Source organism: Nostoc sp. (genome assembly GCF_036917375.1).
Lineage (GTDB): Bacteria > Cyanobacteriota > Cyanobacteriia > Cyanobacteriales > Nostocaceae > Nostoc.
Window position 1 is genome coordinate 40,470 of the sequence record NZ_JBALDN010000034.1, and the last position, 17,322, is coordinate 57,791.

Annotated in this window: 11 protein-coding genes; all 11 read left to right on the plus strand. The window is 42.1% G+C overall.

The genetic code is table 11. The annotated features are described in order from the left end of the window. Positions 1-34 precede the first annotated feature (34 nt). A complete protein-coding gene (locus tag V7K45_RS08560) occupies positions 35-856 on the plus strand; it encodes a nuclear transport factor 2 family protein (protein ID WP_335002320.1) in 822 nt (273 codons plus the stop codon). 37 nt (positions 857-893) lie between these two features. Further along, the gene (locus V7K45_RS08565) at positions 894-1,331 is read left to right on the plus strand and encodes a VOC family protein (protein ID WP_335002322.1); all 438 of its coding nucleotides are present in this window, start codon (positions 894-896) and stop codon (positions 1,329-1,331) included. Between the two features lie 148 nt (positions 1,332-1,479). Next, positions 1,480-2,289: an MIP/aquaporin family protein gene (locus tag V7K45_RS08570; RefSeq protein WP_335002324.1), complete on the plus strand. Its 810-nt coding sequence runs from the start codon at positions 1,480-1,482 to the stop codon at positions 2,287-2,289. Positions 2,290-2,368: 79 nt separating this feature from the next. Continuing rightward, positions 2,369-3,142, plus strand: coding sequence for a glucose 1-dehydrogenase (locus tag V7K45_RS08575; protein WP_335002327.1), 774 nt, complete (start codon positions 2,369-2,371; stop codon positions 3,140-3,142). 446 nt (positions 3,143-3,588) lie between these two features. Beyond that, positions 3,589-6,249: an MGH1-like glycoside hydrolase domain-containing protein gene (locus V7K45_RS08580; RefSeq protein ID WP_335002329.1), complete on the plus strand. Its 2,661-nt coding sequence runs from the start codon at positions 3,589-3,591 to the stop codon at positions 6,247-6,249. Positions 6,250-7,107: 858 nt separating this feature from the next. Continuing rightward, positions 7,108-9,228, plus strand: a complete 2,121-nt coding sequence (gene glgX, locus V7K45_RS08585; RefSeq protein WP_335002331.1) for a glycogen debranching protein GlgX — start codon at positions 7,108-7,110, stop codon at positions 9,226-9,228. 37 nt (positions 9,229-9,265) lie between these two features. After that, positions 9,266-11,437 (plus strand): AGE family epimerase/isomerase, encoded by a 2,172-nt coding sequence (locus tag V7K45_RS08590; protein WP_335002334.1) that lies wholly within the window; start codon positions 9,266-9,268, stop codon positions 11,435-11,437. A gap of 328 nt (positions 11,438-11,765) precedes the next feature. After that, a complete protein-coding gene (locus V7K45_RS08595) occupies positions 11,766-12,431 on the plus strand; it encodes an AraC family transcriptional regulator (protein ID WP_335002336.1) in 666 nt (221 codons plus the stop codon). A gap of 342 nt (positions 12,432-12,773) precedes the next feature. Then, positions 12,774-14,435, plus strand: coding sequence for an FAD-dependent oxidoreductase (locus V7K45_RS08600; protein ID WP_335002338.1), 1,662 nt, complete (start codon positions 12,774-12,776; stop codon positions 14,433-14,435). 2 nt (positions 14,436-14,437) lie between these two features. Further along, positions 14,438-15,898 carry an ATP-binding protein gene (locus V7K45_RS08605; RefSeq protein WP_335002339.1) on the plus strand — a complete coding sequence of 487 codons (1,461 nt, stop codon included), beginning with the start codon at positions 14,438-14,440 and terminating at the stop codon, positions 15,896-15,898. 16 nt (positions 15,899-15,914) lie between these two features. Then, positions 15,915-17,090 (plus strand): low temperature requirement protein A, encoded by a 1,176-nt coding sequence (locus V7K45_RS08610; RefSeq protein WP_335002341.1) that lies wholly within the window; start codon positions 15,915-15,917, stop codon positions 17,088-17,090. Positions 17,091-17,322 lie beyond the last annotated feature (232 nt).

Sequence of the window (17,322 nt, forward strand, 5' to 3'; positions counted from 1 at the left end):
CGTTCACTCTGAATACACCACATAGAGGATTAGTATGAGTACACCAATAGAACAATTGATTGTTTCTCCCATCAGCAAGCTCTATAAAGAACATATCGGTTTCATTAAAGCTAAGAATGTTGATGGTTTACTCAATCAGTATGCCGATGATGCTCTGCTCATTAGCACCTTAACTGAAGACCGCCAACCCCTTTATGTACAAGGTCGTCAAGCACTCAAAGAATTCTTTGAAAGTCGTATTTTTGGTTTAGAAGATTTTGAAATCAGGCTTAACCAGTGGGCTGAAACTGAAAATACGTTGATGATGGTAGAGGAGCTAAAAACCACAAGTAAGACCGGTGAAGTCGGTAGTGTGGAGTTCTACGATAACTGGTTTTTGCAAAATGGAAAAATTGCTATCCACTTTGCTGGCGTAATTCAGTATCCAGATAAAACTTATGTAAATGCAGGAACAGTTAAAACAGAAGTACCTACATCTCCATTAGGCAAGTTCTATAAAGAGCATATCGGTTTCATTAAAGCGAAAAATGTTGATGGTTTACTCAACCAATATGCTGAAGATGTCCTGCTTATTAGCACTTTAACTGAAAACCGTAAACCGATTTACGTGCGTGGTCGTCAAGCACTCAAAGAGTTCTTTGAAAGTCGCATCTTCAGTCTAGAAGATTTGGAGGTCAAGCTTGACCAGTGGGCTGAAACCGAGAACACGCTGATGATAGTCGAAAGCTTAAAAACCAAAAGTGTGAATGGCGATGTTGGTGAAGTGAGTTTCTATGATAACTGGGTACTGCGCGATCGCAAAATCGCTGTTCACTTTGCTGGTGTAATTCAATACCCCGATGGATCATACGCGTAACTAAGTTCACTTTTTTGTGTCAGTAAGGACTGAAGTAATGACTTTGTTAAAAGTTTCACAAATGGCAATCAGTTGCAAAGATCCGATTGCAACTGAAAAATTCTACACAAAATATTTCGGCTTTAAGCGAGCAAGGGTTGCACCAATTGGCAATAATGAGCAAATTGTCTTTCTGAAATTGGGTGATATGTACCTTGAACTCTTCCAAGCCAAGGGAGAAACCCCTGTTCCTTTAGCCAGCCAAGATGGGCCTACCTATCCAGCTTGGCGTCATTTTGGGTTCCAGGTTGATGATGTTGATGCTAAACTCGCTGAAATCGGCAAAGATGCAAAAGTAACCCTTGGGCCACTTAACTTTGATAGCTTTATTCCTGGGTGGCGCACGGTTTGGGTATCCGATCCAGATGGTAATATTGTTGAAATTAGCCAAGGATACGTCGATCAGGATAATCCACCACCATTGCAACTTAATTGAGGTAATTTCAATTTAACTATATACAGCATTCCTCGATAGGAGATGAACAAGTTGAGAATAACAATTTTTCTCAAGTAGCTAATCTTTGTTCAAAACCTTAACGGAATTGCTGTATAAAGCTTAATTGTCGATTGCCAGAAAGAAACTTATGAATACTTTTGCAAATTGGAAAACTCTAAATTGGTCTGAATATGGTGCAGAGTTGTTAGGAACTGCTTTCAATCTCTTAGTTGGATTCAGCATAATCACCTTCAATTTTGGCAAAGGTTTGCCTATGGAGCATCTTATCCCGGCAGTGAGTCCTCGTTTATTAATTAATGGTCTCATTTTTGCTGGAAGTGGTGCATTATTTAGCATTTCCCCTTTAGGTAAACTGAGTGGTTCGCACCTAAACCCCTGCTTATCATTAGCATTCTGGATGCAAGGCAAAATGCATAAACAGGACTTAATTGGATATATTTTTGGTCAATTTCTGGGCGCAATCCTTGGCACATGTTTAGCATTAGCTTTGTGGGGAAATTACCTGATTAGCGTCAATTATTGTATTACTTCACCTGGAATCGGCTATCCCTTGTGGTATGTATTTCTAGCTGAAGTTTTGATGACATTTATGTTAGTGTTGTCTATCTTTATTTTCTTGAGTCATCATCAGTTATTGCGCTGGACACCTTTAATGGTGTGGCTTCTAGTAGCAACTATGGTTTGGTTGGGAGCGCCAATTTCTGGCACTAGTTTGAATACAGCACGCAGTATGGGACCTGCTTTCTTAGCATGGTATTGGCAAAATCAATGGCTTTATTGTATTGCATCTCCACTAGGTGCATTAACTGCTGTGGGAGTTTTTCAACTGATATCTATGGGTGAACGCGAAGTTTTGACAGGCAAACTTTTTCATGTTCCCAATTATCGTTGTATTTTTAAAAATGTTAAAGTTGCACATCTGCAAAAGCATCAATAGATTTCAATAAAAATCCAGAATTCTGACTCCTTTTTTATGAAACCTGAAAATATCAAAAAACTCTAGAAGGAGAAAGCTAATGAAGAAACTAGAAGGTAAGGTAGCTTTAGTAACAGGTAGTAGTGGAGGAATTGGCCAAGCTATTGCTGTACATCTTGCTGAACAAGGTGCAGATGTTGTGATTGACTACCGCTCTCATCCCGAAGGCGCTGAAGAAACTCTGTCTAAAGTAGAAGCTGCTGGCAGCAAAGGCTTAACTATTAAGGCTGACTTGAGTGTAATTAGTGACATCCGTCAACTTATAGACCAGGGTATTCAATACTTTGGCAAGTTAGATATTTTAGTAAACAACGCTGGCATTGACGGTCGAAATGCTGATTTCTGGGACATCACCGAAGCTGACTATGATGCAGTGATTAATCTCAACCTCAAAGGGACATTTTTCGCCACTCAAGCGATAGTGCAACACTTCATCGAAACCAAGCGAACTGGCAAAATCATCAATATTAGCTCTACCCATGAGGAAATAGCATTCCCCCACTTCACTGCCTACTGTGCCAGCAAGGGCGGTGTCAAGATGATGATGCGTAACCTAGCAGTTGAGCTTGGGCCTTTAGGAATTACAATTAACAACGTGGCTCCTGGAGCAATTGAGACACCAATCAACAGTAAGTTGTTAAATGACCCTGAAAAATTAGCAGCCTTATTAAAAAATATTCCCTTGGGTCGCTTAGGCAAGCCAGAAGATATCGCACCCATCGTTGCTTTCTTAGCCTCAGCCGATGCTGATTACATCACAGGCGGAACTTTCTATGTAGATGGAGGATTGAGCCGGAACTATCATGAGCAATAGGTAGTTTGTCTTAGCTCCACCCTTCTTTCTAGAATTCTTGCAATCTGAGTACAGAACGTACTCAGATTGCAAATATCAACTTTATCCTTCTTTCAAGAAACAAGGCAGAAGGAAAGAGGATTTAACTTGTTTTTTCCATCCATAACGGAAGCCACCGCGTCCGTAAACAGCTTTTGTCGCTTTGGTAGAATCCAATCGCTCAAACGGTTATGGGACTAAAATTTATATTTTTGTGTATAAATTTTAGTTTCTGTTAGAAAATAAAGCCTCAAACCTGGATTAAATGAAAGTCTTAGAATTTGGCTGAGATTATTGTTTTTTGAGAGTGACAAAAGAAGGATAACTAAGTCGGCACAACAAAAGCAAACAGTGCTAAAAATTTTTAATCCAAAATCCAAAAGTGTTCGACTGAGCGCTCACGCCGAAGTCCTAAATCCAAAATCGCTATGACTCAAGAAGAAGCAAGATTAATAGCAGATCGCGATCGCACAGCCTACTGGAAACGATGGGGTTCCTACCTGAGCGAACGCCAGTGGGGAACAGTGCGGGAAGACTATAGCCCTGATGGTACTGCCTGGGAATTCTTCCCTCACGATCATGCGCGCTCCCGTGCTTATCGCTGGGGAGAAGATGGAATTGGGGGAATTTCTGATAATCATCAGCGACTATGTTTTGCGATCGCTCTCTGGAATGGTGAAGATGCAATTCTCAAAGAGAGGCTTTTCGGCCTCACCGGGAATGAGGGAAATCACGGGGAAGATGTTAAAGAATACTACTTCTACCTAGATAACACCCCGACTCATTCCTACATGAAATATCTTTATAAATATCCCCAAGCTGCTTTTCCTTACAGTCAACTGGTAGAAGAAAATCGCCGCAGAGGTCGCCAAAAATCAGAATTTGAATTAATCGACACAGGTATATTTGACCAAGACCGCTATTTTGATGTCTTCGTTGAGTATGCTAAGGCTTCACCCGACGATATTTTAATTGAAATTAGTGTGATTAACCGAGGCCCAGAAGCAAAAACGCTGCATTTGTTACCAACGCTTTGGTTTCGCAACACCTGGTCTTGGACTGGTAATCAAGAAGAAAAACCGTGGTTAAAAATTAGCCAATCTAACTCTGACCTCAGCACCATCGAAGCTTATCACCCTTCTTTAGCAACTCGATGGCTGTATTGTAATGAAACTCCAGAACTACTATTTACAGAAAATGAGACTAATAATCAAAGATTGTTTGGGGTCAGCAATGCTTCGCCATACGTTAAAGATGGCATAAATAACTATGTAGTAAATGGGCAAAAAACGGCTGTCAATCCGAATCGAATTGGTACTAAGTTTGCGGCTCGTTACGAATTACACGTCGGTGCGGGCGAAACCAAAACAGTGCGATTGCGGTTAAGTGACGTGCAAAATTTAACTGCACCATTCGGGACTGAGTTTGATACTGTTTGGCAACAGCGCCAGCGTGAGGCGGATGAATTTTATCAGCGAATCTGCCCGTTACCGATGTTAGAAGACAGGCGTAATGTGCAGCGGCAAGCATTTGCTGGGATGCTATGGAGTAAACAATTTTACTACTATGTAGCCGACCAATGGCTAAAAGGCGATCCGGCAGGCCCCCGCCCGCCAGCATCACGCCTCAATGGCAGAAACCATGAATGGTTTCATTTATTTAACGATGATGTAATCTCCATGCCCGATAAATGGGAATACCCTTGGTTTGCGGCTTGGGATTTAGCTTTTCATGTAATTCCGCTCGCCATGATTGACCCGGATTTTGCCAAGCTGCAACTGAGCCGCTTGACGCGAGAGTGGTATATGCATCCTAACGGTCAATTACCTGCTTATGAATGGGCTTTTGGTGATGTGAATCCACCAGTTCATGCTTGGGCAGCATGGCAAGTTTATCAGATTGAGCAAAAAATCTATGGTCGTGCAGATAAAAAATTTCTGGAGAGCGTCTTTCAAAAATTACTGCTGAACTTTACTTGGTGGGTTAACCGGAAAGATTTTGAGGGCAAAAATATCTTTCAGGGTGGCTTTCTGGGTATGGATAATATTGGTGTCTTCGATCGCAGCGTTCAACTACCAACTGGTGGATATCTGCAACAAGCAGATGGTACAAGTTGGATGGCGATGTATTCTCTGAATATGCTGACGATTGCCCTAGAGTTAGCCAAAGAAAATTCTACCTACGAAGACATCGCCAGCAAGTTCTTTGAGCATTTCTTATACATTGCTGATGCCATGAACGGCGTTGGTGATGCCGAAATCGCGCTATGGGATGAAAATGATGGCTTTTACTACGATGCTCTACATTTACCTGATAGTCATCAATTCCCGATGAAAGTGCGATCGCTGGTGGGGCTAATTCCATTATGCGCCGTGAGCATTCTAGAACCAGAGACTTTAGAGAAGCTCCCAGGTTTTAGAGAGCGGACGCAATGGTTTTTGAATAATCGCCACGATCTGACTCGAAATATTGCTTGTATGCAGAAACAAGGAATTGGTGAGCGCCGACTGCTAGCGATCGCTTATCCAGATAAACTCCGTCGCATCCTAGAAAAAATGTTAGATGCAACAGAATTTTTCAGCCCTTATGGTATTCGCTCTGTTTCTAAAGTTCATGCATCTCATCCTTACGCTTTGACCGTAGATGGTCGGGAGTATCGAGTGGATTACGAACCTGCTGAATCTAGTACAGGGATGTTTGGCGGTAATTCCAACTGGCGCGGGCCAATTTGGTTTCCGATTAATTATCTACTGCTAGAATCGCTACAAAAATTCTATCGCTACTTCGGCGACGATTTCAAAGTAGAGTGTCCTACCGGATCGGGTCAGATGATGACGCTCAAAGAAGTATCAATTGAATTAGCTCAAAGGCTGATCCAAATTTTTCTAACAGATGATTCTGGTAGACGACCTTTTTATGGTGGAACGGAAAAATTCCAAACTGACCCGAATTGGAGCGACCTGATTTTATTCAATGAATACTTTCATGGAGATAATGGCGCTGGTATTGGTGCTAGTCATCAAACTGGTTGGACAGGTTTAATCGCCAAATTAATCCAGCAATGTGCAGAACAAGCGTTGTCAGATTAATTTCCTAATTTTAGGAAATCACTAATTTTCAAAATCTGTGAACTTTCCTAATTCATCAATATTGTATACCAACCCAAAGTGAGCTTTTACAGATTAATTCATGATAAACTAGTCGGAGAAACGAATTAACACAACACTGATGTGTTTAGGTAGTAATAAGCATCCTCAAAAGTGATATTTTTGATTCTGGTTTTAATACTGCCATAGGCTCACAGATTACATCAAATTCCTTCTCGTTCTTCTTCTACGTTGTATATAAAATAAAGGATGCGTTAGCCTGAACTAACGCATCCTCTATTTTAAGTATTTTTAATAGTTGCAAGTTTTCTTATATAAGACTAGTATTTGATTTTTGAAAAACCTGAGTTCAACTATGAAGCTTTCTTTCCTCTTGCCTATTATCTACCTTTCACACTTGCGCTATACTTTGCGCACCAAGCAAATCAGTATGCCTACGCCAAGCTACGCGAACAGAAATCAAATTAAATTCCTATACTAATTTGAAAAAAAAATTGACAGATGGATTCCCATAGCCGAGGCATAGAAAGTAATTTCCAAACTAAAATTTCAACTTGTATTACTTATTTATTCGTTATCAAAATAATACAAACATCACCCAAAAATTCAACCCTTGTAACTATATTAAACAATTATTACAATCATATTATAGAACTGGCTAAACTAGGCAATTCAATTAGCGACATGAATAGATTTAAGCTTTTTAAATGTTTGTAAAACTTTCAGTTAGAATTTTTTTAAATTACTAACTAGATATATGAGTAGAACTGATACAAGACAGGTTTTTATCAGGTCAGTGTTGTAGTCAAAGAATAATTGCTATAAGGACAGAGTGAAAAAATGACTTTAACTACAGATAAACATCAGGTTAAACCAGCAGTACCTAATTACCAATTAGAATCAGGATGTTCGCATCCTTTCGGTGCAATTCCAAACAAAGATGGAGTAAACTTTTCTATCTTTTCAGAACATGCTACTTCGGTCGAACTTTTGTTGTTTGACGCGGATGATTCTCTCCTGCCTACACATACGATTCAGTTAGATCCAAAAACTAATAAAACCTTTCACTTTTGGCATATTTTTGTGAGAGGTTTAAAACCTGGTGCTCACTACGCTTATCGAGTTAATGGTAATCCTGATTTACACCGAGCAGGACACCGCTTTAATAAAAATAAGGTATTGCTTGACCCTTATGCTAGAGGAAATACCAACACTCTTTGGCAACGCAACGATGCTTTAGGGTCAAAAGACAATCTGGCTACTTCAATGCGTAGTGTAGTTATAGATATATCCGATTATGATTGGGAAGGCGATCGCCCGCTCAACCGATCGATGAGTGACACCATCATTTATGAGGTACACGTTGGCGGATTTACCAGATCCCCCTCTTCCGGCTGCAAATACCCCGGCACTTTTTCTGGAATTATCGAAAAAATTCCTTACTTGAAAGAGTTAGGAATCACAGCTGTTGAACTACTGCCAATATTTGACTTTGACGAAAAGAACCTTCTTGGAGAAGTCAACGGTAAGGAATTAAAAGACTACTGGGGATACAACCCCCACAGTTACTTTGCTCCAGAAGCTTCATATTGTGCTTTTCCTGATGTCGGAAATCATATCAGAGAGTTTCGAGATTTGGTTAAGGCTTTACACAAAGAAGGGATTGAAGTCATTCTAGACGTAGTCTTTAACCACACCGACGAAGGCAACCATGAAGGCCCAACCATCAGCTTCAAAGGTCTTTTTAATGATATCTTTTATCATCTAGTGCCTTGGGATAAGCAGTACTACATGGACTATTCTGGGTGTGGCAATACCGTCAATTGCAACCATCCTATAGTAGAAAAGTTAATTGTAGATTGCCTAGAATTTTGGGTAAAAGAGATGCATGTTGATGGTTTCCGCTTTGATGAAGCCTCCATCCTATCTCGTAGCCAAGACGGAGTACCAATGATCCATCCGCCAGTGATTTGGCACATTGAAACATCCGAAACACTAGCTGACACCAAAATCATTGCCGAGGCTTGGGATGCTGGTGGGCTTTATCAAATTGGTGACTTCCCTGGATATCGTTGGGCAGAATGGAACGGACGTTTTCGAGACGACATCCGGCGCTTTGTCAAAGGAGATGCAGGAATAGTTGGAGCAGTTGCTTGGCGTATTGCTGGAAGTTCCGATCTTTACCAATCGAGCAGACATTTACCGATTAACAGCATCAACTTCATTAGCTGTCATGATGGATTTACCCTCAATGATTTGGTTTCGTACAACCACAAGCATAATGAAGCCAATGGTGAAAACAATCGCGATGGCATCAATGACAATTTAAGTTGGAATTGTGGGGTTGAAGGAGAAACTGATAACCCAGAAATTGATGCATTACGTCGGCGACAGATTAAGAATTTTGCAGCCATTCTCATGCTCTCTCAAGGTGTGCCCATGCTTGTGGCTGGTGATGAAATCAGACGTACCCAAAAGGGTAATAACAACGCTTACTGTCAAGATAACGAAATTAGTTGGTTAGATTGGAATCTTGCCCAGAAGAATGCTGATATTTTCAGATTCTTCAAACTGATGATTAATTTCCGCAAGTGCTACTGCCATTCTGCTTTACGCCGTAGTAATTTCTTCACTGGTGAAGTTAACGAACGCGGTTTAGCAGACATTGCTTGGCATGGTTGCAAGTTGTTCAAACCAGGCTGGCACGACTCTCATGCGAGAGTCTTGGCATTTACTCTCGGCGGCTTTGAAGGAGAAGCAGATATTCATGTCATGCTCAACATGTACTGGGAGGATCTCGACTTTGAAATTCCTTCTATTAAAGATAGAAAATGGTACAGAGTTGTAGATACTGCTCTTCCTTCTCCGATTGATATTGCAGAGCCAGGGGAAGAAACTGTAGTTTCAGATAATACCTATCCTGTTAAAGAGCGTAGCGTCGTTGTGCTGATTTCTAAATAGTTTCCAGTTAACGAATTTCCAATTTGGAGTTAATTTAATGAGTAATATAGGCTTTTCTTTTTCGGATTTGATCGCTGGGTATGTTACCGCTTTTGATTCAAGTAAAGGAGATTCTGGTACTTTTGATCTCAAAACCTCAGATGGCAGGAACTTTGAAGTAGCATTGACTTCAATGACTTATGCTGAACTAGTACGCAATTTAGATGAGCCTTTCTTTGATTGCACTAGCCAAATAAGTTCAATGCTCGTTCCAAATTGCTATCTTTTTGTGTATGGCATTTTTTATCCTGAAGCAGGTGAGCATAAGTTTGAAGCTAAACACATAGTTTTTCTGGGTAGAACAGAAAACGAGTATCTTTTTGAAAGACCAGATTGGTGGGTCAAGCAGATACGAAGCCTTGGCGATTTTTACCTCAAAGCCCAGTTTGAAGATGGCGAAATTGATTATCGGAAATATCGTACTGGTATCGGTTTAGTCGGTTCTAAGGAAGACAGTACTCGTCAGGAAACTGACACCATTTCTCGTCTAGTTTACGGTTTTGCCACCGCCTATATGATGACTGGAGACGATCGCTATCTTGAGGCTGCGGAAAAAGGCACTGAATACCTCCGCCAACACATGCGTTTTCTTGATGAAGGCGAAGGAATTTGCTATTGGTATCATGCTGTTGATGTCAAACCAGGTGGCAGCGAACAGAAAATATTCTCCTCAGAATTTGGGGATGATTATGACGCTATTCCAGCTTATGAACAAATTTATGCGCTGGCTGGCCCCACTCAAACCTATCGGATAACGGGCGATCCACTCATCATCAAAGATATCGAGTTGACGATTAATCTGTTTGACAAGTATTTCTTGGACAAGACCGAGAAAGGAGGATTTTTCTCCCACATCGATCCGATTACTCTTAGCCCCCACTCTCAGACTCTAGGCCACAATCGCGCCAAGAAGAATTGGAACTCCGTAGGCGATCATGCCCCAGCTTATTTGATCAATCTTTGGCTAGCGACTGGCAAAGAAGAATACGCAAATTTCCTGGAGTACACCTTCGACACCATTGAAAAGCGGTTCCCAGATTATGACCATAGCCCATTTGTTCAAGAACGTTTTTATGAGGACTGGACTCACGATACAACTTGGGGATGGCAGCAGAATCGAGCAGTTGTAGGTCATAACCTGAAAATTGCTTGGAACTTAATGCGGATGAACCACCTCAAACCAAAAGAAAACTATGTGGCTCTGGCAGAAAAGATTGCAGAAATCATGCCAGAAGTCGGTAGCGACCAACAGCGTGGGGGGTGGTACGATGTCGTGGAACGCACCTTAAAACCAGGGCAAGAGGTACACCGCTTTGTCTGGCATAACCGGAAAGCTTGGTGGCAACAAGAACAAGCTATCTTAGCCTACTTGATCTTGAATGGCTCGCTTGATAAACCTGAGTATCAACGCCAAGCCCGTGAAGCAGCAGCTTTCTATAATGCTTGGTTCCTCGATTACGTGGCTGGAGGTATCTACTTCAATGTTCTCTCAAATGGAATTCCCTACTTGTTAGGAACGGAACGAGGCAAGGGGAGCCACTCAATGAGCGGTTATCACTCCTTTGAATTGGCCTACTTAGCTTGCGTTTATACGAATTTGCTGATTAATAAACAGCCAATGGATTTGTACTTCAAACCAAAACCGGGTGGCTTTAAAGACAACATTCTGCGAGTTGCACCAGATATCCTACCACCAGGTAGTGTGCGGATTGGGGATGTATGGATCAATGGGCAAAGGTATGCGGATTTTGATGCTGCCAACCTAACAGTCAAACTGCCAGTTACTCAAGACGATCTCAAAGTTAGAGTCAGGCTTCTCCCAACTCAAGTATCTTTTGACGCAACCCTGTTAGAAGTCAGTAATGGTATTGCCAAAATCTCCTTAACTGGGTTATTGGATGCTAATGGTGTGGTACATTTTCAGGAAGCGATCGCGAAAGCTACAGCACAGCCAATCAATCGTTTAGTCTTACTACTAGAAGACTTAGAATGTATTACTACTGCTGGTCTACGGTCTCTGATTTTCGCTAAACAAAAACTGGGTTCTGATGTTGAACTCTACATAGTCGGCGCACCGGAGAACGTGAAACAATTCCTGATGATGAGTGCATTTTGCGACAGTGTAACCGTTTTGGATGAGTATGAAACTGTACAGATGGCAAGTGTGTAAGTTGGGTTAAAACACATTTTAATAGTCCTAATTAGATAAAAGATACCTAGTTCAAAAAAAGAACCTGTGGTTTCTCCAAAGCTATTAGGACTATGCTTAATACACTTTAGTTAATAGTCATATACTTTTACCAAAATAAAAGCCTAAAAAAAATTTTGCAAAACTGGCAAAATATCCCATATATGAGCATTATCAATCCTAAAATATTTTTATTAAGTTATGTAACAATTTAAATAATTCATGTTGCTAGCCATGAAAAGAAACTAGAGATTCACAAATTACTTCACTTAAAAGTGAGTCTTTGTTGACAATAAACGAGACTGAAATCATGGACTCTAATTGCTTATTAAATGGCACTGACTCTCATAAAGTTAACATCGCTATTAATACGGGGATACTAACAAATTTTGAGCATTTCTTGCTTCAGTCCCAACCATTGCTAAACCATGTTTTTCGATTTATTGAGACAAATTATCATAATTCAATTAGTCTTAGAGAGGTGGCTGAGGCGGTCAATCGGTCTCCTGCCTACCTCACCGACCTTGTACGGCGAGAGACTGGAAAAACGGTGCTCTGTTGGATTGTTGAGCGTCGTATGCTAGAAGCACGCCGTCTACTTCTAGAAACAGACCAGTCAGTCGAGCAGATTGCCGAAGCAGTAGGATATTTAGACAGACGCCATTTCGGTCGCCAGTTTCTCCGGCTCCACAATACAACCCCGCAAACATGGCGAAGGTCGCATCGGGGTAAGAACATCCCATGTTGGCAAAGAGTCTCACAAAAAGCAAGCTTAAGCGAATTAATCAATCAGGAATCCACAACTGTGACTTTTGCAGAAGCTCAACGTTTGCAAGTCTGTATCCAAGAGATTGCTGCAATTTTTAATAAGAGTACTATTCCCGATCAAGTACTTGTATTAAAAAGCGAAAATGGTTCTCTTGCAAAAATAGACAATGGTTCGATACAAATAACCTTAGTATCAACTTGCGAGTAGTGTTTTATATACTAGACTTCTTCCATAAATACTTGAATTGTCATCTTGAGCGGAGCGAAACATCTCGTGAAATTCCTCTCTCCCCTGCGTTCCGCTCAAAATGACATTCCTGATTTTTTGACTTTTGCAAGAGACTTTATGAGCTGCGCTCACAAGGAACAATGAAAATGTTTTTTCCTCCTGCCTCCTGCCTTCTCCCTTGGCGCTAGCCTCTCCCTTTGGGAGAAGGGGAAACGCTAAAAGCGATCTGCCTCCTGCCTTATTTTCAAGGCAGGTCTACTGATAAAAACTCAATATGACTAGCTAAATAATTACAAACATCATTCTTAGAAAGGAGCTATTTTGGTTAATCCTGTACTACTTACTGTTGACGATGACCCCGGAGTTCTACGAGTAATAGAGCGAGATCTCCGACATGAGTATGGCGATCGCTTTCGGGTACTAAGAGCTGACTCTGGTGCAAATGCTTTGAGAGTATTGCAACAAGTAAAATTACGTAATGAGACAGTTGCACTCTGTGTGGTAGACCAACGGATGCCACAAATGTCAGGTGTGCAGTTCCTTGAACAGGCTATGCAAATTTTTCCGTCTGCAAAACGAGTTTTACTAACAGCTTATGCGGACACCGATGCTGCGATCTCTGCGATCAATACAGCAAAGATTGATTACTATCTTCTTAAACCCTGGGAGCCGCCACAAGACCTTTTATATCCAGTTCTTAGCGATTTATTAGACGATTGGATTTCGTCATACCGCCCACCCTTTGAAGGTATTCGCGTTATTGGCTCTCGTTGGTCGCCTAAGAGTCATCATATAAAAGACTTCTTGGCCCGCAACTATATGCCCTATCAGTGGTTGGACATTGAGATAGAGGAAGAAGCGCGCCAGTGGGTTAGTTATGCTCAATGTAGTACCGCACATTTACCATTAGTAGTTTGCCCTGATGGTTCGTATCTGACACAGCCAACGCACGCTGAAATTGCTGAAAAAATCGGGTTGAAGATGCAGGCCCAAATGCCCTTTTACGACTTGGCGATCGTCGGGGCTGGGCCTGCTGGTTTGGCAGCAGCAGTCTACGGAGCTTCTGAAGGTCTACGCACAGTATTGATTGAAAAAGAGGCTCCAGGGGGTCAAGCGGGAACGAGTTCCCGTATCGAGAACTATTTAGGCTTTCCTCAAGGAATTGCAGGCTCGGAATTAGCTCGCCGCGCCGTTACTCAAGCGAAACGATTTGGGGTAGAGATTCTCTCACCTCAAGAGGTAATTGATATTCGCTTGCAAGATTCTTATCGTATTATCAAGCTGAAAGATGGGACAGAATTAAGCTGTTACGCATTACTGATTGCCACAGGTGTCTCATATCGCAAGCTTGATGTACCGGGTATCGATCGTTTGACTGGGGCTGGTGTGTACTATGGTGCGGCAATGACCGAAGCACTCTCCTGCCAAAATGAAGATGTTTATGTAGTTGGCGGAGCTAATTCAGCTGGACAGGCTGCGGTTTACATTTCTAAGTACGCTCGCCATGTGACTATATTGGTACGTGGCAACTCACTGGCTACAAGTATGTCAAAGTACTTGATAGACCGAATTTTAGCAACAGACAATATTACAGTACGGTTTCATTCCCACGTCGTCGAGGTTCATGGCCAGACTAGCTTAGAGGCAATTACACTCGCAAACACTAAAACCCATGAAAAGGAAACCATTCCCACAAAGTTGCTGTTCATTTTAATCGGTGCAAAGCCACACACTGATTGGCTGGGTGGGATTGTCGACAGAGACGAACAAGGGTTTATCTTAACCGGGCCCAGCCTGATACCGAATAAACGATGTTCAAAGCAATGGCAACTCGATCGCGAACCCTTCCTGCTGGAATCCAGTGTACCAGGCATCTTTGTCGCTGGAGATGTGCGTAATGGATCTGTGAAGCGAGTTGCTTCTGGCGTTGGAGAGGGTGCGATCGCTATTCAGTTCATCCATCAATATCTAAGTAAGGTGTAATTATGTTAGATGCTTTGCGTCAAGTGTCACTTTTTGCAAAATTGACAGATGAGCAATTGCAATGGCTATCTGAACATGGCCGCGAACTATGTCTGATTTCGGGGGAATACATAGCCATTGAAGGAGAACCACTAGACTATTTCTACGTGCTGATCGAAGGCGAAATCGAGTTTACCAAAAAGGTCGGCAATGCAGAAAAACACGTTATGAGTTTTGGTGCTGGAACATATACAGGTCATGAGTTGATTTTATTAGATGCTCCTCACCATCTCGTCAACGTGCGTGCCGTGAAACCGAGTTATATGTTGAAATGGCACACAGATACTTTCTGGGAAATGCTAACAACCTGTCCGTCGATTACACGCGATCTTTTAATCATCACGGCGCAACGGGTGCAAATGTTAGAGTCGATGTCACAACATCACCAAAAGCTAATTGCACTCGGTACTTTAGCAGCAGGTTTAGCCCACGAGTTAAACAACCCAGCAACAGCTACGATCCGAGGTGCAAAGCATTTGCACAACATCTTTCAACAATTGCCATACCTTGGACTCAAACTCAATCACAGGCAGATGACAAAACCACAGCTGCTGTTTCTTGACAACTTGCTGCACACAGTAATTGAACGTGCCGAAACACCCTGTGACTTAGAAGATTTACTCGCGCAGAGCGATCGCGAGCAAGAGGTGACAGACTGGCTGGATTTACACAACGTACCTGATGGCTGGAAAATTGTTTCTTCCTTGGTCCGGGGAGGACTGGATACTGAATCCCTGGATAACATTGTGGAGCATTTATCCCTAGAATCACTTCCTGAAGTTCTAGCTTGGCTCGATGCCACACTCACAGGAATTGAGTTGTTGGACGAAATTAACCAAAGTTCGGGGCGCATTTCCGAACTGGTCAAGGCTATTAAAGAGTACTCGTATATGGATCAAGCTCCGATGCAGGAGGTGGACATACACCAGGGAGTTGAAAGTACGCTGACTATTCTCGGTCATAAGCTTAAAGGCGGCATTAGTTTAACGCGCAATTATGACCAGAGCCTACCGTTAATTTCTGTGTATGGTAGCGAACTCAATCAAGTATGGACGAACCTGATTGATAATGCGATCGATGCAATGAATGGACAAGGAGAAATCAGGATTCGCACAGCGCGAGAAAATAACTGTGTGTTAGTAGAAATTGCTAATAACGGCCCAGCTATTCCGCCAGAGATCCAAGACCGCATATTCGAGCCGTTTTTTACCACTAAAGGGGTGGGTCAAGGAACAGGCTTAGGTCTAGTCATTAGTTACCGAATTATTGAAAAGCATAAAGGCGAGATCCGCTTGTTTTCCGAACCAGGAAACACTCGCTTTCAGGTTATTCTGCCCATATCTTTGGCCGAAGAAACTTCTGAATGCCATCAATGCAAATTTATACCACCTGAGAATACAACTATGCAATTTATACACAATTAATTGAGGAGTGTATGGGATGAATAAATGGTTAAAATCTCCTGAGTTACGTATTAGTGAAGATAAGGAAGAAGAACGGCACGCGACCTGGTTAGAACTTTTTTTTGATTTATTTTTCGTGGTTGCGATTTCGGAGCTTGCTCACAATCTCAATCGGGATATCTCACTATCAGGCTTCCTTGGTTTTCTGCTGCTCTTTGTGCCAATTTGGTGGTCTTGGATTGGCGCTACGTTCTACGCCAATCTCTTTGATACTGATGATTTGGGACATCGACTCCTGACCGCCTTACAAATGCTTGCAGTGGCAGCACTAGCAGTGAACGTACACGATGGGTTGGGTAAAAGTTCAGTTGGTTTTGCCCTTTCTTACGCTATTGTTCGAGTGTTGCTTGTCGTCGAGTTCTTACGTGCTGGAAGGCATATAGTTACAGCACGACCACTAACAACCCGAATTGCCAGTAGTTCTGGACTAGGGGCTTTACTTTGGCTAGCATCGGTATTTGTACCAATACCGCTGCGATTTGGGTTTTGGATTTTAGCGCTGACAGTAGAATTTGGAATAGTATTGACAGCGGGAAAGTCTGTCCATGTGGAACTGGCTCCCCACGCTTCACACTTGCCTGAGCGTTTTGGCTTATTTACCTTAATTGTGCTAGGTGAAACGGTCTTAGCGGTAGTTAATGGAGTTGCAAAGCAGGAGTGGAGTTTCTCATCAGCATATACTGCGGTATTTGGCTTAAGTATTGCTTTTAGTTTGTGGTGGCTGTATTTTGACAACCTTGGTGGTTCAGCAATCCAGGCTGCTCGTGCTTGCCGCCACATCAGAGCTTATCAAACTTGGGTCTATATGCACTTACCTTTGGTGATTGGTATTGCCGCTACCGGAGTTGGGGTGGAGCACGCCCTAGCAAGTGATACAGGTCTGGTACTGGCGTCTGCTGAACGCTGGCTGATTTGCGCTAGCTTGGCGATGTGCTTTTTTACTCTTGGAATCATCTATCTTACTGGTGTAAGCACTGACACCAGACTGCGCTGCAAAGTTCGGGCGGGGTATCGCTTTGTGGCAGCAGCTGTTATTCTGATTCTCGCTGTAGCTGGCGCGGGTTTGTCTGCTATAGAATTGATTGGGCTTATAGCTGTGGTTGGTGCTGTTCAAATTATCCTCGATCTGCGTCAGGTTACTAGTTTTTTATAAGCGTTGCATAAATGCGGGATAAATTCAGTAGACCGAAAACTTTTGCATTATTCAAGCCTTAATTGAGGTTATGGAAAATAGAAAAAACGTAAGATTTCTATAGCTTCAAAACACAACAATTCCAAACTGGACAGAATTTCTTCAGTAAGCGCGATCGCGCTTACCAAGATAATGCTTGCTCTGTAAGCGTCCCTTAATTGTCAATGCCTTGAGGTTAAAGTTTCAACCATCG